Annotated in this window: 20 protein-coding genes; 7 read left to right on the forward strand and 13 right to left on the reverse strand. The window is 41.0% G+C overall.

The genetic code is table 11. The features are described from left to right. Positions 1-47 precede the first annotated feature (47 nt). From NRI27_RS16095 to putP, 9 genes are all read right to left on the reverse strand, one after another. Complete coding sequence (locus tag NRI27_RS16095) at positions 48-392, reverse strand: DUF6054 family protein (protein WP_371391623.1); 345 nt, start codon at positions 390-392, stop codon at positions 48-50. Positions 393-605: 213 nt separating this feature from the next. Beyond that, a complete protein-coding gene (locus NRI27_RS16100) occupies positions 606-1,847 on the reverse strand; it encodes an MFS transporter (protein WP_371391663.1) in 1,242 nt (413 codons plus the stop codon). 134 nt (positions 1,848-1,981) lie between these two features. Next, a complete protein-coding gene (locus tag NRI27_RS16105; protein ID WP_317945126.1) occupies positions 1,982-2,743 on the reverse strand; it encodes an iron ABC transporter ATP-binding protein in 762 nt (253 codons plus the stop codon). Then, entirely contained in the window at positions 2,740-3,690 is a 951-nt protein-coding gene (locus NRI27_RS16110; RefSeq protein WP_317945128.1) for an iron chelate uptake ABC transporter family permease subunit, read from the reverse strand. Before NRI27_RS16110 ends, NRI27_RS16105 begins: the two co-directional genes overlap by 4 nt. Continuing rightward, positions 3,683-4,633, reverse strand: a complete 951-nt coding sequence (locus NRI27_RS16115) for an ABC transporter permease (RefSeq protein ID WP_371391624.1) — start codon at positions 4,631-4,633, stop codon at positions 3,683-3,685. The genes NRI27_RS16110 and NRI27_RS16115 overlap by 8 nt, the downstream gene beginning before the upstream one ends. 297 nt (positions 4,634-4,930) lie before the next feature. Then, positions 4,931-5,821: a DUF6612 family protein gene (locus NRI27_RS16120; RefSeq protein WP_371391625.1), complete on the reverse strand. Its 891-nt coding sequence runs from the start codon at positions 5,819-5,821 to the stop codon at positions 4,931-4,933. 606 nt (positions 5,822-6,427) lie between these two features. Beyond that, positions 6,428-7,699, reverse strand: coding sequence for a GTPase HflX (gene hflX / locus NRI27_RS16125; RefSeq protein WP_317945134.1), 1,272 nt, complete (start codon positions 7,697-7,699; stop codon positions 6,428-6,430). Positions 7,700-7,735: 36 nt separating this feature from the next. Beyond that, positions 7,736-8,431, reverse strand: coding sequence for a VOC family protein (locus NRI27_RS16130; protein ID WP_371391627.1), 696 nt, complete (start codon positions 8,429-8,431; stop codon positions 7,736-7,738). A 146-nt stretch (positions 8,432-8,577) separates the two neighbouring features. Continuing rightward, complete coding sequence (gene putP / locus NRI27_RS16135) at positions 8,578-10,065, reverse strand: sodium/proline symporter PutP (RefSeq protein WP_317945136.1); 1,488 nt, start codon at positions 10,063-10,065, stop codon at positions 8,578-8,580. 243 nt (positions 10,066-10,308) lie between these two features. On the opposite strand from putP, the gene NRI27_RS16140 reads away from it, so the two are divergent. Beyond that, complete coding sequence (locus tag NRI27_RS16140) at positions 10,309-10,782, forward strand: nucleoside deaminase (RefSeq protein ID WP_371391628.1); 474 nt, start codon at positions 10,309-10,311, stop codon at positions 10,780-10,782. A 485-nt stretch (positions 10,783-11,267) separates the two neighbouring features. Continuing rightward, positions 11,268-11,636 carry a DUF2188 domain-containing protein gene (locus tag NRI27_RS16145; protein WP_371391629.1) on the forward strand — a complete coding sequence of 123 codons (369 nt, stop codon included), beginning with the start codon at positions 11,268-11,270 and terminating at the stop codon, positions 11,634-11,636. A gap of 166 nt (positions 11,637-11,802) precedes the next feature. Here NRI27_RS16145 and NRI27_RS16150 read toward each other — a convergent pair whose 3' ends face one another. Then, a complete protein-coding gene (locus NRI27_RS16150) occupies positions 11,803-13,440 on the reverse strand; it encodes an AMP-binding protein (protein ID WP_371391630.1) in 1,638 nt (545 codons plus the stop codon). A gap of 101 nt (positions 13,441-13,541) precedes the next feature. Then, positions 13,542-15,122, reverse strand: coding sequence for an FMN-binding glutamate synthase family protein (locus NRI27_RS16155; RefSeq protein ID WP_371391631.1), 1,581 nt, complete (start codon positions 15,120-15,122; stop codon positions 13,542-13,544). Between the two features lie 89 nt (positions 15,123-15,211). On the opposite strand from NRI27_RS16155, the gene nfsA reads away from it, so the two are divergent. After that, positions 15,212-15,943, forward strand: a complete 732-nt coding sequence (gene nfsA / locus NRI27_RS16160; RefSeq protein ID WP_371391632.1) for an oxygen-insensitive NADPH nitroreductase — start codon at positions 15,212-15,214, stop codon at positions 15,941-15,943. Between the two features lie 86 nt (positions 15,944-16,029). Here the strand turns inward: nfsA and NRI27_RS16165 are convergent, their stop codons facing one another. Beyond that, positions 16,030-17,295, reverse strand: a complete 1,266-nt coding sequence (locus NRI27_RS16165; protein ID WP_317945143.1) for an MFS transporter — start codon at positions 17,293-17,295, stop codon at positions 16,030-16,032. A gap of 349 nt (positions 17,296-17,644) precedes the next feature. On the opposite strand from NRI27_RS16165, the gene NRI27_RS16170 reads away from it, so the two are divergent. From NRI27_RS16170 to NRI27_RS16185, 4 genes are all read left to right on the forward strand, one after another. Further along, positions 17,645-17,965, forward strand: a complete 321-nt coding sequence (locus tag NRI27_RS16170) for a winged helix-turn-helix transcriptional regulator (protein ID WP_371391633.1) — start codon at positions 17,645-17,647, stop codon at positions 17,963-17,965. A gap of 123 nt (positions 17,966-18,088) precedes the next feature. Then, a complete protein-coding gene (locus NRI27_RS16175) occupies positions 18,089-19,264 on the forward strand; it encodes a class I SAM-dependent methyltransferase (RefSeq protein ID WP_371391634.1) in 1,176 nt (391 codons plus the stop codon). A 14-nt stretch (positions 19,265-19,278) separates the two neighbouring features. After that, entirely contained in the window at positions 19,279-19,731 is a 453-nt protein-coding gene (locus NRI27_RS16180) for an NUDIX domain-containing protein (RefSeq protein WP_371391635.1), read from the forward strand. A 32-nt stretch (positions 19,732-19,763) separates the two neighbouring features. Beyond that, a complete protein-coding gene (locus NRI27_RS16185; RefSeq protein ID WP_317945148.1) occupies positions 19,764-20,090 on the forward strand; it encodes a nucleoside triphosphate pyrophosphohydrolase in 327 nt (108 codons plus the stop codon). Between the two features lie 345 nt (positions 20,091-20,435). Here the strand turns inward: NRI27_RS16185 and NRI27_RS16190 are convergent, their stop codons facing one another. Next, positions 20,436-20,990, reverse strand: a complete 555-nt coding sequence (locus tag NRI27_RS16190) for an integrase (protein WP_371391636.1) — start codon at positions 20,988-20,990, stop codon at positions 20,436-20,438. Positions 20,991-21,117 lie beyond the last annotated feature (127 nt).

The raw sequence follows: 21,117 nt of genomic DNA on the forward strand, positions 1-21,117 counted from the left end.
GATTCGAATAGTTTGTACGAACGATGCTGAATAAAAAAGTGAACATACTATTCACTTATAATCGAATGTGCCAATGCGCGTTCAACACTGTTTGCAAAATTGCTGCCTGCTCCCCAATCAAATCTAAAGAAGACGCCTTCTGAACTGCCAGCTGCAACAACGTGAACACGAGTTACTCCATCGAAATTATCGATTGTCGCCGTTATAGATGCCCGATTATTTGAACGCATATAGTATTTTTCCATGATTAAGACATGCATTTCCGATTCACCGACTGCTCTTTCATAATGATCTACTAATGTACCACTTATACTACCTTGAAGGATAGCAGATTGGATAGCATCTACTGCTTCGCGAGGTGTTATACGGACATTGAAATTTTTAATAGACATATGATTGCCCCCTTTATCTAGTTATGTTACGAAAGAGACTGTTAATTGGTTTCGTTTAGGCTGATTGTTTAAGACAGGGATCACGATAGGCCCGCGATATAGTTTTCGAGGCTCATTTAAAAATCTTAGTATTAGTAAAAAAAATAAATCACCAATATAAAAAACCGCATACATAAGAGACATGAATCCCTTACATTATGCGGCTTACGTAATTTATTCTAATTCAAGCTGTTTCGTTTCCGTTCCGAGTATGATTACGGCAAGGACACCAATAATGATCGCTCCGCAAAAAATGCCAAATATGATTCCGAAGCCGAACCCCTTAGCCACTAGCGAACCAACAAGCAACGGGCCGAATATTCCTCCAATCCTTCCGACAGCAGCGGCCATCCCTGACCCTGTCCCCCGTACGGATGTCGGGTATTGTTCAGGTGAATACGCATACAAAGCACCCCACGCCCCTAAGTTAAAGAAAGAAAGAAAAGCGCCCGACAGTAGAAGCATGGACAACGATTCTGCATTTCCGAATGTAAGCGCACTAATCGCGGTGCCGAGCAAATAGGTCGATAAGACAAATTTACGCCCTGTCTTTTCAATTAACCATGCTGCCGTGAAATATCCAGGTAATTGCGCCAGCGTCATAATGAGAACATATTTGAAGCTGTGAATCATGTCAAAGCCTTTCATGACCATGACGCTTGGCAACCATAAAAACATACCATAATAGGAGAAAACGACTGTGAACCATACAATCCATAACATCGTCGTTTTCCGTGCATATGGTTTGGACCATATGAGCTTTATCTTGGCACCGAATGATTGTTTCGGTTTTCCTGCTCGCTCAAATTTCGGTGAATCCGGCAAGTTGCGACGCAAATAAATGGCGTAAAATGCAGGAAGCGCAGTTAAGACAAGCGCAATTCTCCAACCATATTCAGGAATGATGAAATATGCAATGAGCGCAGCAATCAACCAACCTGCAGCCCAGAAACTTTCCAATAATACAACAACACGTCCTCGTTCCTTTGCGGATACACTTTCCGCTACGAGTGTAGAAGCAACTGGTAATTCCCCACCTAGCCCTGCCCCAATGACGAATCGGAGTGCAAGAAAAACGGTTAGTGTTGTTGTAAGTGCTGATAGTCCGCTTGCTAACGAAAAGAGGATGAGTGTCAGCATAAAAACATTTTTTCGGCCGATGCGATCTGCTAGCATGCCAAAACCTAATGCACCGACTGCCATTCCAATAGAATTGACACTACCTACCCATCCCATTTCAGTAGGCGACAGTTGCCACTCAACTGCTATCGCTGCAATAATGAACGAAAGAATACCGACATCCATTGCATCGAACATCCAACCCGTTCCAGAAATCACAAGTAATTTATTCCGGGAAATCCCCGGTTGTTCTTTTTTCACAATTTGTTTACCCCTCGCTGCATAGTTTGCTGTCATGACACTTGTCATTATACTCTCAATCGAGATCGTTAGACAACCCTTATTTTTAGTTTGAACCAACACCTACATTACATACAAACAACAAAAAAAAGAGCTGCTCACCATGATTGGCGAACATGCTCTCTTGTAGGTTATGAGTTGAAATACACACAAATATTACAGTTATTCATCTTTTTAATAGGGATATCCATATCGTAAATTTCTTTTAATGCTTCAGAGTTAATGATTTCATCCGTAGGACCGTCTTTGACAACGCGACCTTCTTTCAGTGCCACTATGCGGTCTGAATAGACAGAAGCGAAATTGATGTCATGCAAAACAATGACGACCGTCTTGCCGAGATCGCTAACTAAGCGGCGCAAGATCTTCATAATTTGCACGGAATGCTTCATGTCAAGGTTGTTCAATGGTTCATCCAATAGAATGTAGTCCGTATCCTGCGCAATAACCATTGCGATAAATGCACGTTGACGCTGCCCGCCGGACAATTCATCCATGTATTCATGCTGCATATCCATTAATCCCATATATTCCATCGCTTGTTCAACCATGCGGATGTCTTCGGCATTCAACTTACCACGTGAGTAAGGGAAACGACCAAAAGAAACCAATTCACGGATTGTCAGTCGAACATTCATGAAATTGGACTGTTTTAAGATGGATACGCGCTTTGAGAATTCATTGGATTTCATCTTGTCAACGTGTTTGTTATCCAATAATACTTCTCCTGTATCCGCATCGACTAGTCGGCTTACCATTGAAAGTAAAGTCGATTTCCCTGCTCCATTCGGACCGATGAAAGAGGTGATTTTCCCACGATGTATATCGACATTCACCTTCTCAACGACCACTTTTTTCCCATAGAACTTTGACAACTCACGGACTTGGATCATGAGGATCGACTCTCCTTTAATAGTAAATAAATGAAATAGACACCGCCGACAAAGTTGATGATGACACTGAGTGTAGTCGAGAACGTAAAGATTCGTTCAACAACCCATTGGCCTCCAACTAACGCAATAACACTCATGACCGATGCCCCTGCAATCAGCATTGAATGTTTATAGGTTTTAAAGAATTGATACGATAAGTTCGCAACGATTAATCCAAAGAATGTAATCGGGCCAACTAAAGCCGTCGAAACCGAAATAAGGATTGCCGAAATGATGAGCATTGATTTTACGAGTCGATCGTAACTCACCCCGAGATTGATGGCGGTATCACGACCGAGTGATAGTACATCTAGCTCGTTAAATGATCTTGCACCGGCAATGAAAGTAAGGATGACAATTCCTAATGCCCACCATACCAACTCTCCACTTACATTGTTGAAACTCGCAAACATTTTATCCTGCACCCGGAAAAATTCATTTGGATCAATGAGCACTTGTAGAAATGTTGAGATGCTTTGGAAAAACGTTCCGACAATAATTCCGACAAGCAACAGGAAGTAAATCGGCCGCTTCCCTCCACGGAATAGAAAACGGTACAAAATAAGCGCAAACACTACCATTGTCAACACAGATAAGATGAAATTGACATGTCGGTTGACGATTGTAATGTGGTCAGAACCTAGGAAAAAGATGACGACCGTTTGAAGTAACAAGTACAATGAATCCAATCCCATTATACTCGGCGTCAAAATACGATTATGTGTGATCGTCTGGAAGATTACCGTCGAGTACGCAATCGCGACACCCGTCAACACCATCGCAATCACCTTGATGGCCCGTCGTGGCAAAGCATAATCAAAGCTGCCATTTAAATCATGGAATAAATATAAGGCACAAAAACCTAACGCTAAAACAGAAAGGATTGTCAATTTAGTCGCATCACGCATACGCTTTCCTCCTAAACAACAAATAGAGGAAAATTCCACTTCCGATGACGCCTACCATTAAACTTATGGAGATTTCATACGGATAAATAAGAACCCTTCCTAAAATATCGCATATTAGGAGGAATATCGCCCCTAATAGTGCGGTGTGTGGCAATGTCTTTTTCAAATGATCGCCATGAAAGATTGACACGATGTTCGGAATAATTAATCCTAAAAACGGAATCATTCCGACCGTCAAAATGACAGTCGTCGTAACAAGTGCCACCAATATTAACCCAATATTGACAATACGTTTGTAAGCGAGACCTAAGTTCTTGGAAAAGTCTTCTCCCATCCCCGCGACTGTAAACCGATTTGCATACAAATACGTAATGATTAGCACGGGAATGCTTATGTATAAAAGTTCGTATCGTCCTTTCATAATCATAGAGAAATCACCTTGTAGCCACGATGACATATTTTGAATGACGTTCGCTTTGTATGCGAAAAATGTCGTAATGGACGATAAGATGTTTCCAAACATTAACCCAACAAGTGGTATGAAAATAGCATCTTTGAATTTAATACGGTCCAATATCTTCATGAACAGCAACGTCCCCGCTAGTGCAAAAGCAAATGCAACAATCATCTTTTCAAGCGTTGTAGCACTCGTAAACAACAACATGGATACTAAGATGCCTAGCTTGGTTGCATCCAATGTACCTGCAGTAGTTGGTGACACAAATTTGTTTCGACTTAGCTGCTGCATAATTAGACCTGCAATACTCATTCCTGCTCCAGCAAGGAGAATTGATACTAATCTGGGAACCCGGCTGATTAGGAAAATTTCAGTCTCCTGCGATTTAAAATCCAAGAGATCTAACGGGTTAATAGAACTCACTCCAACGAATAACGAGAGAAATGAGAATAGAATAAGTGCAATAACTAAATAACGTTTCTTCATAGAGGGCTCCAGTGTTTTATTTGCTACCAAGTTGACTAATCTACTGAAAACGATTATCAATTAGGTGCAAATCCAATTATATCAGTTGTATATAGTGTGTCAACCTCTACTTGAAAATGATTATCAATGAATAATACAACTATCTCAAACAACTAAACACCTCCTTGGTTACAACAGTCTTCTACGAGTTATGTCAGTTTATCAACAAAACGCTCTGCAAACGAAAAAAGCTAATACGATGGATCGCTGATCATACTAGCGTCCAATCGTATTAGCTATAACATCATTCAAGTAATCTTATTCTTGCCCTTCCTCTTGCATTATTTCCTCTAGATCGACTGCGTTATCAATGACTTCTTGTGGAACGGCAATTTCTTCGATTTCATTGATTTTTGTAAGTACAGATTTTATTTTTTGTACCATATGCATTTCTTCGCCATCAACCTTCATTGTTAAATCCATATCCATGTCAAATGCATTTGTATAATAGGTTTCTTTATCGATATGAATCGTCACATTCAATTTTTTGACATCCATATTTTCATATACTTCGGCTTCTTCTTCAGAAAATCCACCTTCAGCAGGCATCGCTTGGCCAATTAGTTCTTTTATTAACCCGCTTAACTTATCTCCTGAAGCAGCAAGTGTCAAAATATATTCATCATCTGTTTGTTCAAATGTAAAATCATCCTTAAACTCTTTAAACATCTTCATATCTAGCGTCGGATCTGTTTCCCCGCCCATTTGCGCCATCAGTTCATCATACATCTCTTTAGGCATCTTAATCCATTCGCCCATTTCTGGATCATTCACATAAAATCCAGTATCAGTCATGTACATTTCCATATCCATTGCACCAAGATCACCCATGTCCATACTCATCTTTTGGTGCATTGCTATTGGATCTACAATCATATCCATATCCATTTTAATTTTGCTATCCATATTTAGATCTTGACCTGGAATTGTCATCTTCTGTTCAATGTCCATTACCGCATTCATGCTCTTTTGTTCAGCTGAAACTTCCATTGCTTTACTATATACTTCTTGCGCTGTCATTTTACTTTCGTTTTTTACTTCTACCTTCTTGCCCGTTTCCGGATCTGTTTTCGGCTCTGCAGCTGATCCACAAGCAGCTAAACCTACTGCGAGAACGCCAATACCTAACCCTTTTAGCCATTTCTTCATAATTTGTTCGCTTCCTTTCAGCTTTCTATTTTTCTTACAGTTAATCATACGGAGCGGAACGAAAAGGGTTCCATTATTCTTCACATTTCTACTATTTGAATCCTTCATCCTATGCATGAATTCATGACTTTTTTCATTCAATTAAGCGAGCCTTACCTACTCCAAATGACCAATCCATACAACATTCCATCCTACGTTTCGCTTCACTCAACATGCGCTTGTCGATTTATGGAATGTGCGTTTGTTATCCATCGAATTCACAATTTATTCGATTGGATAGCTCGAGTTATCGATCGGATAGACAAAGTTATCGCCAATTCGGGACCTTTGATTCATTGTTCCTTCTTACCAACAAACCACTATCGCAAAAGGCATTTCTGTGCGACAACATAAGTCAGACTACATTTAAAATCCGCTTTACTAAAATCCTGTTTAGCAGGATACATTAACACAGCATTTCAGTACACTTTGGAGTATCAATGTTTAACTTTATGTAAATCGGGCATACTAATACCATCCCACCCCCCTTTCTCTTTATAGATAAGAACTGCACTGACATGTAACCTTGTCAGTGCAGTTTTTTGTTGTGTACAGACATTTGCTGAATTAGTGACTAACGATGAACGCCTCTAACCTTTTCTTTTCATACGCATCCATTTCAACCGTCATAAGCGTTCCCTCTTCTTCGTATTCGGTCTTTTTAACATTGGCTTTGTCATTTAGATAAGAAACAATATCACCACGATCAAACGGAATGAGCAGCTTGCACGTAATGTATTGCTCAAAAATCTTTCTCTTTATGGCGCCGATTAATTCAACCAAACTGTCCGTTTCTTTCGCAGAAATCCATACACTATCCCCTTCTAGTTTCGGGTAAGGTACGTTCGCTAAGTCAGACTTGTTATAGACATTAATCGTCGTAATGTTTTCTACTCCAATATCTTGCAACGTCTCATTCGTTACATCCATCATATACCGGTATTCTTCATTGGATACGTCGACAACATGCAATAAAAGATCCGCTTCACTTGCCTCTTCCAATGTCGAACGGAAAGCTTTGACAAGATGATGAGGAAGCTTTGAAACAAATCCGACTGTATCTGTAAGTAAAAACTCTTTGTTATCTGCCAGCTTCAAATGTCTAACGGACGTATCAAGCGTAGCGAAGAGCATGTTCTCCTCATACACCTGCTTCGCACTTTCTTCATCCATTAACCGTAATAATCCATTCATTAACGTCGATTTCCCGGCATTCGTATACCCAACAATCGACACGACAGGAATACCGCTCTTCTTCCGTTGCTTACGCTGCGTATCTCTACGGTCCCGCACTTGCTCCAAATCTTTTCGCAACTTTGCAATCTGATCTTCAATCTTCCGTCTATCGAGTTCCAATTTCGTTTCTCCGGCACCTTTGTTCTGGAAACCGCCCCCTGTACCGCCTCCTTGCCTGCTTAATGAAGCACGTAATCCGACTAATCGGGGAAGCGTATATTGTAGCTGGGCTAGTTCCACTTGCATCCGCGCTTCATGCGTCCTTGCTCGCCTTGCAAAGATATCCAGAATAAGCATCGTCCGGTCAATGACTTTCACCGCAAGTTCTTGTTCTAGATTTCTAATTTGTGAAGGCGATAATTCATCATTGAAGATGACCAAGTTGGCTTCTGTCTCTTCATAGAAACGTTTTACCTCTTCTACTTTCCCTTTTCCGACATAAAGGGACGAGTGCCTTCGCTCAAGGTTTTGTGTGACCATGCCGACAACTTCCACATCAATCGCTTCCGCTAAATTTTTCAATTCTTCCATCTCATACGCAAAATGCTCAGCATTCTGTTCTTGTACGCCAACAAGAATCGCCCGTTCAATTAACAACTCCATACATCCAAAACCCCTTCCACATCAACTTGTCTATGCTTACTTGTCAGTGGAAATCACCACTTCTTTTAACCGCTCAACCCCACCTTCATGTTCAATAAATCGTAGTGTCACATTGTTAAGCGAGATTGTATGGTTATCGTCGACTTTCGCGGATAATAAAACCGCCCACTCACCCGTCACACCTAATGGGTCTTCAACATGAAATACACATTGCTGTATAACCTTCTTCTCATTGGATTCAACAAGTGCTCCTTCAGCTCTCAGTTTGTCGAAACGGAGCTGCTCCGGCTCTTCCCACTCAATGAAAAACGGGTAAGGAAGTTCATTTGAAATCGGTTGATTAATAAAAAGCATCTTCCATCTTTTTATTTCTCCACTCGTGGTTCTTCGTTGGGCGTCCAACACACCAGATGTCAAGAATCCTTTATTTTGCAACTCTTCGTTAAAGGCTTCTATATTTTCGACAGATAAACAAAGTGTTCCCCAACCCTCTTGAATCTTTACATCGTGTAACAACAGTCTTGTTAGCGGATGGTCAACGCGTTCTGCTAGCTCAAGCTTTTCAACTGCTAACCATTCAATATAAGCATTTTTGACGTACATTAACGCATTATGCGTACCCCATTTCTCATGACGTCCTCCAACAACTGCATGCTGTCCATCTTGTTGCAACTGATCTACGATTTCATCCGGACTTTTATGCGTAAAGTATACGACATGATCCAACTTCAACTGCACGACCCCCTATTACCATTCTTTTCAATAGCGTATCATATGTATACGAACAGTGGCACCTGACAAGATAAAATAAAAACCGTCGGCAGCCAATCGTTTACAAATTGGTTACCCACGGTTCTTTTTAAGTCATTCTTTTAGCATTATCGTTCTTTTTTTACCATTTCCACAGCATCGTAAAATTCTTTGTCAATGTCTGCATTCGGCTTAAATGTCATCAAGCTGACAATCCACGTTACGATTAAACAAATGATGAACCCAGGTACAATTTCATACAGCATATCGGACAACGCTTCAACGTTCCCCCAAATACCGACCGTAATTGCTCCTGCCACCATTCCCCATAACGCGCCTTGCGACGTAAGTTTACGCCAATAAAGGGATAAGATGATAATCGGTCCGAATGCACCACCGAAACCAGCCCAAGCAAACGATACCAGTTTTAAAATCGATTCTTTATTCGGCCAAGCAAGCACCATCGCAATTAATGAAACGACAAGTACAGCCATCCTACCTAAAAAGACATAATGCTTATCTGTCGCATCCGACTTCATCACGGCTTTGTACAAGTCTTCAATTAATGCTGACGACGTTACAATCAATTGTGAAGAAATCGTACTCATAACAGCTGCCAATACTGCAGCTAGCATAATCCCCGCAATGAGTGGATGGAAAATGATTTGTCCAAGTGCAATGAATACAGTCTCAGGATCAGCTAAGCTGACATCCGGATTTTGTTTGTAATACGCAACACCTACAAGCGCTGTTGCGATTGCACCGAATAAGCTCAATATCATCCAACCGATACCAATGCGACGTGCACTCTTTGTCTCTTTTACTGAACTGATCGCCATAAATCGAACAATGATATGTGGTTGACCAAAATAACCCAAGCCCCAAGCAAGAGATGAAATTATACCTGCAGCTGTTGCTCCTTTTACAATGTTAAAGAAGTCAGGATTTACTTCTGTAATACTTGCTGACGTTTCTGCCAAACCACCCGTCAAAAACAGCCCAACAATGGGAACTAACAGAAGTGCCAAGAACATCGTTAATCCTTGAATGAAATCTGTATAACTTACCGCTAAAAATCCGCCAAAAAGCGTGTATGCGATTACAACTGCCGATACAATTAATAAACCGACATGATAATCCAAGCCAAAAGAACTTAAAAAGAACTTTCCACCTGCTACCATACCTGATGACACATAGAACGTAAAGAACACAAGAATGATTAGTCCTGATGCAATCCGCAATAATCTGGACTTGTCTTTCAAGCGATTCTCTAAGTAACTAGGAATAGTAATGGAATCGTTGGACACTTGCGTATACGAGCGTAGACGCGGCGCTACAAGCAACCAGTTCAAATACGCACCTATCGTTAAACCGACAGCAATCCAGGCTTCAACAAGGCCACCCGCATATATTGCACCCGGTAACCCCATTAGCAGCCAACCTGACATATCGGATGCTCCTGCACTCAATGCTGTAACTGCAGGCCCTAATGAACGTCCACCTAACATATAGTCGGTTAAGTTCGTTGTCCTTTTAAAGGCATACCAACCGATGAATAACATAAGAGCTAAATAAAGAACGATTGATATGAGTTGATACAATTGTTCAGTAGACATAGTGTCCCCCCTATCTATTTTATCGTTTTAATCATAGCATTTTGTGTTGAAATATAAAGTGGTAAAAACAAGAAAGTTTTCTCTGATACATCTATGAATTTTTACTATTCGGCGTACTATCTGACGAACAGACAATTTTCCGTTATAATTATCTACAAAGGCAGAACCAAACAAACTAACTTTTTTCCATCATTTTCAACAGATTTCCCGGGAAATGAACAGAACTCGACAGGAGGAGACAGAATGACACACGAACATTGGTTACAAAAGACAATTGAGATGGCAATAGAAAATGTTGAGCAAGGTGGCGGTCCTTTTGCTGCACTCCTTGTGAAAAACGGCAATGTTCTCGGGCAAGGAACAAATCGTGTTCACATCGCACAAGACCCTTCCGCACATGCAGAACTGCTTGCCATTCGTGAAGCATGTACAACCTTACAAACAACTGATCTTTCCGATTGTATTTTATACGCTAGCGGTGAACCATGCCCTATGTGCTTAGGTGCGGCTTATTGGGCAAAAGTAGGGAAAATCTATTATGCATGCAACAAAGTAGAAGCAGCTGAAGAGACCGGTTTTGCTAATCCCTTAAAAAACTTCTTTCCAGACCAATCTATAGACCCTGACAAACGTTCAGTTCCGTTTATCCAACTAAAAACCGACAATGCCCTAGATCCCTTCCTCGTTTTCCAAAAAAGGAATGGTTCCACTTCATGAAATTGACTTGCCAAGTCAATTTCCTATTATCACTATGAAGTTTTGGTCAATCAACTGCAATACTTACTGTAATTTCCCACTTAGCATGATGCGTTTTCATTTGGCGGTCTGCTGCTAATAAAATCTTAGATGGCTATCGGCATTTAGCGCAACAAACGTTCGTTAGGCATTTTTTCTCTCTCGCGTTACTGGAGAGGGTAAACATTCCTACTCAGATCTGGCCATAACTCAGCATAACTCCTGAAATCACGGCATAATTAGAGCAAAAGCTGCATTCTTCCTCATATAACCGCATAAACTACTCAATCTCCGCATACTTCCTCAAATATCAGCATAAACCATTCAATCGCCGCATTCTTCCTCAAATATCAGCATAACTAGCTCAATAACCGCCTATCCAAGTCACAATGCCTCCACTACTACCTACTCCCTTTCAAGTTTAACGTCTTCCATTTAGGGAATCGTCTAGTAAGGAGGGATGTAGTATGCCGTGGACGAAAAATGATTATCCCGATTCATTTAAAAACTTGGATTCTGATGTTAGAGAAAAAGCAATTGAAATTGCAAATGCATTGTTGCGCGAAGGAAACGAAGAAGGTCGCGCGATATCCATAGCGACTGCAAAAGCTCGTGAATACGTACAAGGTGATAATCCGGAAACTCAAACGACTTATGAAGCTTTTGCCAGAGACGATGATTGGATATTGATGAAGAAAAATGGCGAACGAGCAATCTTTAAAGAAAAGACAAAGCATGAACTGTTAGAAAAAGCGAAACCCTATGTCAATGAACATAACGGCAGCCTTACAATTTACCATGAAGATGGTTCCCACGAACAAACATTGTATGCATAACATTGAATTCCGTATGTAGCATGGACTTCAGCCACTGTTTCATACATCTAGTTAACGACAAAAAAACGCCAGAAACCATTTTTCATAATCATTGGTTCCTGGCGGTTTGTATTTACCTCGTTGTTTAAGCAAGTGTGTAAGGACCTCCCACAACTCACTCTTTCAATTACCGGCTCACCACTTCTTCTACCGACATTTCTCGAAGTTTGAACTTTTGGATTTTCCCAGAAGCCGTCATTGGGTACTCCTCTACAAAATGAATGAACCGGGGGATCTTATGGTGAGAAATTTGCCCTTTACAGAAACTACGTATAGATTCTTCGTCAATGGCAGCACCTTTCTTTGGAATAATCCAAGCCATGACTTCCTCGCCATACTTCTCATCAGGCACTCCAACAATTTGCACATCCAAAACGGCAGGATGTGTATAAAGAAATTCTTCGACTTCTCGCGGATAGATATTTTCCCCACCTCGAATGATGACATCCTTTATCCGCCCAGTAATATCAATATAGCCGTCTTCATCCATGACCGCGATATCACCTGTACGTAACCATCCTTTTTCATCGATCGCTTCACGTGTCGCCTCTTCGTTATTATAATAACCCTTCATAACGTGGTAACCGCGCGTGCAAAGTTCTCCTGGTTCTCCAACAGGCACTTCTTCACCCGTCATCGGATCTATGATTTTCACTTCCACATATGGATGTGGTTTACCAACAGTGGATACGCGTTTTTCAATTGGGTCATCCGTTTGCGTTTGTGTAATGACCGGCGAACATTCCGTTTGTCCATAGCAAATTGTAATTTCATGAGCACCCATATCCGAAATGACGCGTTTCATCACTTCAATCGGGCATGTAGAGCCTGCCATAATGCCAGTGCGCAATAAGGATGTATCATACTTTTTAAAATCAGGATGATTCAATTCTGAAATGAACATCGTCGGAACACCGTGTAACGCAGTGCACTTTTCGTCTTGTACTGCTTGCAGTACACGTAACGGATCAAATTGCTCTACAATTACCATTGTAGCTCCATGTGTCACAGCTGCTAAATTACCTAGCACACATCCGAAACAATGAAAGAATGGTACCGGAATACAAACTCGGTCTTCGTTCGTTAATTTCATAAAATCACCGATAATTTTACCGTTATTGACGATATTATGATGCGTCAACATGACCCCTTTTGGAAACCCAGTTGTTCCTGACGTATATTGAATGTTAATCACATCATCGGCGGTCATGGATTGCTGTCGTTTCTTCAGCTCATCATCCGTAATTCCATCTGCATGCGCTAAAAATTCGGACCACTTATAAATGCCCGCCTCTTGCTTATCCGTCATCAGAATGATTCTTTTTAACTTAGGCAATCGTTGGCTTGTTACGAAGCCATCTTCCTTATCATTTAACTCGGGACAGATAGAACGGATAATATCGATGTAACTTGTTCCTTTAAAACCCTCGTCTACGATCAATGTCGTTGCATCTGATTGTTTTAAGAGGTACTCCAATTCATTGGCTTGATAATTCGTGTTGACGGTAACGAGAACGGCTCCCATCTTACCGGTAGCAAATTGACTCAATAACCATTGGGGCTTATTGTCCGACCAAATCGCGACATGCTCCCCTTTTTTTATCCCCATCCCGATGAATGCCTTCGCCAGTTCATCCGTCTCCTGGTCGAACTCTCGATAAGTCTTGCGAATTCCATGTTCGGGATACACATAAGCTTCCTTGTCCGGATTCTTTTGTGTCCATTCTTTCACGACTTCTCCAACTGTTTGATTTAACAAAGACATCCACCTATCCCCTTTCTAAAAATCTATTGTTAGTTACATATTATCACAAAATTCGGAAGGAGTAGTGGGTAAATTTATTCAATTGTCAGCCTTATTCACGATTACCTATACGATTCGCCCAAATTATCTAACGGGAAGACACGACCCCTCTCGTCTTTATAAACGACGTGATGGCGTTCTAATTTCGTCGGCGAATCAAGACCGGCCGCTGCTGCAATGCGGAACAATCCTTCACGCATCGTCAATATATAATTCGTTACCCGATACTTCTTTTCTTCTACGACAAGTCCTCTCTGCAAGTTTTTATCTGTTGTTGCAACACCTGCAGGGCAATCGTTTGTGTGACAACGGTGCGCCATAATACAACCGACGGAAATCATGAATCCGCGGGCGATTTGTACGAGATCGGCTCCCATTGCCAATGCCAATGCAGCCTTATCAGGCGTTGTAATTTTGCCAGATGCAATAATTTTCACTTCATCACGTACGCCATGTTTCTTCAATGCATCATCGAGAAGCATGAGTGCAGATTTCAAAGGCAGTCCGACACTATCAGCTAAATCTTGGTACGTAGCACCGGAGCCACCTTCCGCACCGTCCAAGGAAATAAAGTCGGGCCCTTTTCCCGTTTCATCCATGAATGAAGCCAGCTCTTCTGCGTCTTCTTTCCCACCAATCACTACTTTTATCCCAACAGGTTTTCCGCTATGATTTCGTATCTTTTCGATAAAGTCAAATAATGTCGGATAATCCGAGAACTGCTTGAACCGGTTCGGACTATTAATAGTCGTATACGGTACTACATTCCGGATCTTAGCAATTTCCTCGGTTACTTTCTCTCCTTCGACATGACCACCGCGCATTTTGGCACCTTGCGCGAGTTTAATTTCAAAAGCTTTCACTTGTGGGATTTCCGCTTTTTCTCGTAATCTTTCCCAACTGAATTCGCCATCCTCCGTTCGGAATCCAAAGAGGCCAGAGCCAATTTGTGCAATAATGTGCGCATCACCTGCCAAATGATATGGGGATAGTCCACCTTCACCCGTATTCATCCACGCTTCTTTTGCCAACCCGATTCCTTTCGACAGTGCTGTAATCGCATTTTCACCAAGCGCTCCGTAGCTCATCCCAGATTGTCCAAGCAAACTTCTTACGTGAAAAGGATGTTCGCAATTCGGTCCGATAATAATTGCATCCTCTTCAGGTAATAACCACGGCATCGTTGGAATTTCTTCACGATGTTCCTTGCGGGAAAATAAATTATCGTTATCAATCCTGTAACGCATTGTATGGATGAGTGTTTCATTGTCCACACGCATTTCCTCATTCTGTTTTGTGAACATCGCATTACGAATATAATAGCCGGCCTCATCAAAGTTTCGTTTGGATCCGAAACCGATAACATTGTTTAAATACTTGCCTGGCATGACCATATGTAAATATTCTTCCCGATTAAACGGTTCACCGTCATTGTCATCGTCAAACAAATATTGTCGAAGTTCTGGACCTGTCTTTTCAAGCACATACCGCATTCGACCTAAAATCGGATAGTTCCGTAGAATCGCATGCTGCTTTTGCCTTTTATCATAGAAATAAAGAAATAGTGCTGTCAGTATTGGAATGACGACTAAAAATAGGAGAATGACTGTTGTCGTCATCGAAATACTTTCCAACCAACTCATCTCGACACCCCTTTTCGAACGGATTTTTGTAGTGTACCATTAATCTATTCACTAACTATAGAATACTTAAACAATTAGGAGGAAACGGAATGGTCATCGAATTATTAACTGCACATGCATCTGTCCGAAAATACAAGGATCTCACTCTACCAAAAGAAAAAGTGTATGAATTCATTCACGCTGGACAGCATGCCGCTAGCTCTCACTTTGTCCAAGCCTATTCTGTCATCTACGTGACCGAGCAGGAAAAGCGCGAGCAATTAGCTGAGCTTTCTAAGAATAAACGACAAATTCTTTCAGCAGGGGCTGTTCTTCTGTTCTGTGCCGACTATTGTCGATTAGAAAAAGCAGGGGCGCTTCATCAAAAGGATATTCATTATTCGTATACCGAAAATCTTTTAGTAGGTGCAGTGGATGTTGCTTTATTTGCCCAAAATGTCGCCATTGCTGCTGAAAGCCAAGGATACGGCATCTGTTATATCGGAGGCGTCCGGAATGCACCACACGAAATAAGTGAGCTATTTCAATTACCAAAAGGGGTTGTTCCATTGTTCGCTATGACAATCGGCGTACCTGACGAAGTGAATGAAGTGAAACCGAGGTTACCTGTTGAAGCTGTTATTCACGAGAATGGCTATGACAGCGACAAATATGAGGAGCTTTTACAAGCATATGATCAGACGATGCATGCGTATTATCTTAATCGCGGATCAAACCAGAAGGATACGGAATGGTCCTTGCAAATGGCAGATTTCCTATCCGAGCCAAAACGTACGTATATGAAAGAATTCCTCATCCAACAAGGTTTTGAAATGAACTGACAAGTGCTTGTGTGCACAAGAAAAACCATCCGTCTGCTAGCCTCTTCAGCTAACAGACAGATGGTTTATTCCTATAAGTATTCGATTTAACTCCACAAACCAGCAGTCTCTAATTTCTTTTTCCCTTTGAAAGCGAAAAGTATTGCGACTACGTTTAAGACAAACATTGCAATAATCGCATAAAGTACTGTTGTATAACTACCTGTCATTTGGTAGATAAAACCGTATAAAGGAAGTGCGACAATACCTGCTACCGCTAAACCGATTGCTGCTAATGCATAAATTTGACTATATTCTTTGTTACCAAAGAGTGCTGTCGTCAACAACGGTCCTAACGTTCCAAGTGCTGCAATAACGAAGCCTAGAATGAAAACAGCTATTGTAAACATCATTTTGTTACCAGGGACGAACAGCAAAATGACGATCGGAACAACCCCTAACAACATAGAGAAGATTGATGTGTTCTTTACACCAATTTTATCGCTTAGGAAGCCTAATACTAGGGCTCCAATAACAACACCAAGTGACCAACCACCCATTGCATTACCTGCAAATTTAATGTCGTACCCTAAGCCCATTGCAAATGGTGCGACGTGCTGATTAAAACTTGCAATTGACGTCAACAGGAAGAAGAAGAGCACTAACATATAAAACGCACTCGATTTTTTCGCGACTGCTGAAGTTACACCTGTTTCAGCCACTGATGCTGCAGTTTGTGCCGCATCAATTGGCATTTCAGCCATACCGTATGGTTGAAGACCTTTTTGCTTTGGTGCCATACGGATCGTCAATAATACAACAGGAATGACAATCGCCATTACGCCAAGTCCTAGAATCATATACGTGTTTCTCCAACCTTCACTAGCAATCAAATTCCCTGCCGCTGGTTGAAGTATTGCACCGAATAGTCCACCTGAAGAAATGATAATCCCCATTGCCAAACCATTATGCTTTTTAAACCATCTATTGACAAGAACTGGACCAGCCATTTGACCTGTAAATACAGATCCCATCGCCATCGGAATTGAGAACAAATACCAACCCCATACGGAGTTCATCAAACCAAACATCGCAAACGCTCCACCTTGCAAGACAATCGCAACGATTAGCAGGATACGAATATCATATTTCGCCATCAACTTTCCAGCAATCGGAAGGAACAACATCGTGACGATGGAAGAAATACTAAAATATAACGTTAAACTCCCCATACCTATTCCAAGGTCTTCGGTTACAGGTGTTAAAAACAAGCCACCAGCTGTCATTATGCCACCTTTTGCAAGACCAACCATTAAAACTAAACCTACTAAAACCCACCAAGCATAGTGAATTCTTTTCTTTTGAACACTCATGTAGAAATCCTCATTTCTTCTCTTTGGTGTTTTCTATTGCTAGTACTAAATTATACAAACTATGTTGTGATAGTAGACAAGCTATGCGCAAAAGCGTGTCCTAGCATGTGTTCGTCAACCCAGCTATTCAACAAAAGTGTTTATAAGTAACTTATAGTACCTAAGTTATTTTCCGTAACGATGATAGCCTGTTTGAACCTAGTTGTCAATACCATAAATAGGACATTTTTTGACTCTTGATATGCTACAAGTTTTAACGGTATTATGATAGAATTAACAGACTACTGTAAGTTAATACTATTCGTTATTTACTATTGTTTTTTGAAATATGTAAGAAAGGGCGATTGGATTGACCAAAACAAGAAACTCGGAAGACGTTTACACGAAAATCAATGCTGCCTATCAAATCATTGAGAAAAAGTGGATGTGCACAATCATATGTTCCTTAATGAAAGAACCTAAAAGATTCAGTGAAATTAATTCTCAAATCCCTGAACTGAGTAACCGCATGCTTACAGAACGAGTGAAAGAGCTTGAAGATATTGGTATCGTCTTCCGTCAAGTCATTACAGATCGACCAATTCGAACAGAATATTCATTAACACAAAAAGGCCAAGACCTAGGAAAAGCATTAAAACCAATTCAAGACTGGGCAAAACATTGGCTATGATAAAGTTCACTGCAACCTAAAGATCAATACTTTCAAGAACCCACAATGCTTTAGAGTCACCTTTGTGGGTTCTTTTTTGGTATGGTAATACATACACACTCGCACGAAATGAGGTACTAGAAGATGCTTTTTGACGAACTGATTGAAACGATTGCCCGCCGGATGGAAGAGGGCACCTTCATCAAAGGAACAATTAGTCAGCCCCGCTATAAATCGACCGGACTCGGAAAGGTGAAACTAAAACCTGTTCAAATAAAGAATGACATGCATATCCAGTTTGAATACCATTATGATCGTATTTTGAAGCATGACAACGTAAAACTAGAAGATATCCGTTCTGCCTTACAACAACAATTAGAGCAGTTTAAACAGATGCAAGCGGAGTTCACCGACGAGAATGTGCATATCCAACTGACCAAGAAATTCAAGGTATCTTGGAAAGCTGAGAAGGCCGAGGTGAAGAAGGTCGTAAATTTATCACACAATCGAAAAAAGAATTATTTATTGGATGAGGAAACGCCTTATCCTTTCCTGATTCGCTTAGGAGTACAGTCCCAAGAAGGGAAAGTAAAGAAGCAGAAATACGATAAATTCCGTCAAATTAATCGGTTTGTCGAGTTCATTGACGACGCACTTGCTCACTTGCCGAAGGACCGTCCAGTTCGCATTTTAGATTTCGGTTCAGGTAAGTCTTATTTGACGTTTGCACTTTATCATTATTTACATGTTGAAAAAGGGATGGATATCCGTGTGACCGGCCTAGATTTAAAGAAAGAAGTCATCGAAGAATGCAATCGCATTGCGCATGATCTTGGTTATGAACAGCTTGAATTCCTCGTTGGTGATATTAATGACTACAACGACGAGACTGCTGTAGACATGGTCGTCACCTTGCATGCATGTGATGTTGCTACAGACATGGCACTTGCTCGAGCAGTCAAGTGGTGCGCCAAGGTCATTCTAAGTGTCCCTTGTTGCCAACACGAATTGTTTTCCCAAATTGAATCAACTGCTCTGGACGTCATGTTACAACACGGTCTTATTAAGGAGCGGTTCGCTGCCATTGCCACCGATTCCATCCGCGCCGAGCTGTTAGCACTTGTCGGATATGACGCACAGCTACTCGAGTTCATCGATATGGAGCATACGCCTAAAAACATATTGATTCGTGCCTATTTTACCGGGAAGAAAGCGAACGATGACAAACTTGCAAAGTATATAGCTTTCAGGGAAATGTTGCAGGCAAAACCGTTTTTGGAGAATGAACTTGCGGATGCCGGGTATTTAAAAACAGACTGAAAGAAGGCAGGGCATTGATCAATACGAAAAACAACGGGTATGAATTTGTGGATTTTTTGATGTGTAAGGAAGAAGAACTGGATTCCTTTCAACCAATCGCAGGTTCATTAGCAATATTGAGTTGTTCTGAAAAATACCTGATGTGCTACAACACTTGGAGAGAACAATGGGAATTACCTGCTGGAAAAAGAGAAGCAGGAGAAACTGCAAAAGAATGTGCACAACGAGAGCTTTTTGAAGAAACCGGGCAAACTGTTGATCAGTTAACATTCCTGGGTCTTTTACAGGCGAAAAAACTTGAGAACGGCACTTTCAAATATAATCCTGTTTACGTCGCATCTCTTGATAAGCTCGAACCGTTTTTGATTAATAACGAAACGTCCGAAATAATGCTTTGGGATTTACTTGAGGAAATTGGTACGGTTGATGAAGTTGATATGCTGTTGTTGAAGTCGATAAGTTGCTGATACTTTATGGAAAGTTTTTAGGGGGTGAATCTTTGCCGACATATCATAAACTAGTGCGGGATTTCATACCGACTATTATCGAGAAATCAGGCAAACTTTGTTCGACGAAGGTGTTGAGCGAAGACGAGTACATTGTCGAAGTAAATCGAAAAATGCATGAGGAATTGGCTGAGTATGAGGCAGCAGAAACGCCAGATGATGCCATCGAAGAACTCGCAGACCTACTGGAACTTTTACACGCTGCCGCTATGTCCCAAGGATTTTCCGTGGAGGAATTAGAAAAAATACGTCAGCAAAAAGCAGAGAAACGTGGCGGGTTTGAAGAACGGATATTTTTAATTGATGTTGAGGATGAGTGAAGTTCGCCTTTCGGGAGCAACTAATACAATAAAGCTGACATGAAGGAAATCTGTTTCATGTCAGCTTTTTATTTTGTTACGCAGTAAACCGTGTAATTACTTCTTTTCCAGCTTTTCAACCCTTTTGGTTAACTCGTCTACTTGGTGTTCAATCATAGTCTTTTTCAACTTTCGATTGTCTTTTGAGATTCTAGCAATCTTAACAAGAAACACCACAAGAAAAATAATGCCAATGAAAAAAACACTTGTAAAAATCACGTCTTCCACATTAACGATGATTCCCCATCTCCTCGTTGATCCTCAAGCAGATAAACGCCTGCTTGAACCGGTTATGCACCGTAAATACTATTGAAATGTATGTACTGCATCTTGCTCCATCAGTTCTTCATAGCACTTCAATTCTTGTTCAAACAACTTTTCATAAGTTGATAGACTGTGAGTCCTTACCATCTCAAAACAATCCCAGTCGACAACTTCAAAAAAACGATTCAACATTTCAGCATTTGCCCATGCTGTTTTTTCAAAGGCGATATCTGTCGAAAGCTCCTCAAGCCGCAGTGTCATGAACGGTATATCAGTCGCCCGGTTTTCAGCTGCCACCATTTTTTTCGCTTCGTACAACTCAACCGCACGGTCAAGTGAAGCTAGAAGCGCTTCCCTGTCCATGGCGTGACCAAGTTCATGAATGGTGATAATTTCTACATAGGTTCGTAACGGTATCTGTTTATCTAACTCCTGGCACGCTTCCTGCACCCGGTTGCAATCTACAAGTACTTCATCCTTGATGAAATCGTACATCATGTTAACCCCAGTGTGTTCATCTTTCAGTTCCATGTCCCTATTGACGGCTCGCATCGTAGTCTTAATGATGCTGAAAATCTCGTGTTTTGTAACGTACATCCTCTTCCCCTGACTGTATTATGATTTTCTATTTTTATTCATTTAAATTTAGCACTAAACTTTATTTATTGTATAAAAAATACACGTGTTTTTCAAGGCGTATCCAGCAATTTCCCACATTGTTTCA

The organism is Sporosarcina sp. OR05 (assembly GCF_041414805.1).
Lineage (GTDB): Bacteria > Bacillota > Bacilli > Bacillales_A > Planococcaceae > Sporosarcina > Sporosarcina saromensis.